Source organism: Vibrio sp. 1249-1 (genome assembly GCF_033340495.1).
Genome location: NZ_JAWOWJ010000093.1, coordinates 1 through 1,183 on the forward strand (window position 1 = coordinate 1; position 1,183 = coordinate 1,183).

General features: G+C 41.8%; 2 protein-coding genes. Both read left to right on the plus strand.

Annotated features, from left to right (window positions below):
- Nucleotides 1–45: 45 nt before the first annotated feature.
- A complete protein-coding gene (locus tag R7Z50_RS24490; protein WP_318149346.1) occupies nucleotides 46–531 on the plus strand; it encodes a GFA family protein in 486 nt (161 codons plus the stop codon).
- 160 nt (nucleotides 532–691) lie between these two features.
- The gene (locus tag R7Z50_RS24495) at nucleotides 692–982 is read left to right on the plus strand and encodes a hypothetical protein (protein ID WP_069527732.1); all 291 of its coding nucleotides are present in this window, start codon (nucleotides 692–694) and stop codon (nucleotides 980–982) included.
- Nucleotides 983–1,183: the final 201 nt, after the last annotated feature.

Sequence of the window (1,183 nt, forward strand, 5' to 3'; positions counted from 1 at the left end):
AGCGTTGGGGCACGTCAGCCCAGTTGAGTACGAAAGTATGTAGTTATGTACTGTCTACTTTTTGTGGGGTACACCAGCGTACTAATTAACAAGGAAGAATTAAATTTGAAAGGAAACTGTTTGTGTGGAGAGGTTTCGTTTGAGTTGTCAGGCGAATTACCAGCCATCTATCAATGCCATTGTTCTCTGTGTCGCAAGATATCGGGTTCTTCATCAAACTCAGCGTTGATTGTTAAAGCATCAAGTTTTAAGTGGCGTTCCGGCGAACATCAAATTAGGTCATTCTCCACAAGCTCAGGTTTTAAATCTGAGTTTTGTTGTCAGTGTGGTTGCCCAGTACCAAATATTAGCTCAAGCGGTGATTCATATTGGGTGCCCGCAGGTCTATTGTCCGAGCCTGTGGAGACGAAAGTTTCTGCTCATGTTTATGTCGGTTCTCGCGCAAGTTGGGATGTTGGTTTCATAAATGACGGTATACCGCAGTTTGATACGATGCCAACTAAGAAAGATTGGTTAAAAATATGCGGGTAACGCACGCATAACAAGGCGTTCAAGAGGGATTCTCAACGCTTGGCAGTTTTGGTTCAAAGTTTGGCTTTTGTGTTTATGGCACAATGGTTTAAGTTGGGTGGTATAGCGTTGTTCACCCCTTAACGCGGCGTTAAGTGTATCTACAAGTAAGGAGGCTAAATTGGCAAGGAAATCTTCGATAGAACATGTGTTTAATGAACTGGTTGATCTGAGTAAGCAGTTTTGGCAGGTGAGCCTTTTTGCCACAATATTGTTTATTGTACTTACGTTGTTTGCAGTTAAATTCGCTGTTGGAATGCTAAGTGGGGTTGATTCTGGTTCACCAACGAATGTAGCAATCATAAATTCAATTGGTTGGGTGTTTTATTTAGTCCCGATAGTTTTCGGGATGATTACGCTGTTTTTTGGTGTAAATACTCTTAAAGGATATGTGGAGTCAAAATACACTTAACAAAGCATTTAAGAGTGATTCCCAACGCTTGGCATTTTTCATTCCATCGTTGGGTTTAGTGTTTACGGTGGTATGGTTGGGTTTCGTGTTAGCGTTGCTCACACCTTAATGCGGCGTTATGAGCCCGAGTACCCCACGTTTAGTAGACACTTTACTAAGTTAGATCTAGGGTCTAATTGAGAGGTGATTTATGGCTAAACA

Excerpts from the sequence above, each read along its gene's own strand:
- R7Z50_RS24490 (WP_318149346.1), top strand. The coding sequence starts at position 46 with ATGTACTGTCTACTTTTTGTGGGGTACACCAGCGTACTAATTAACAAG.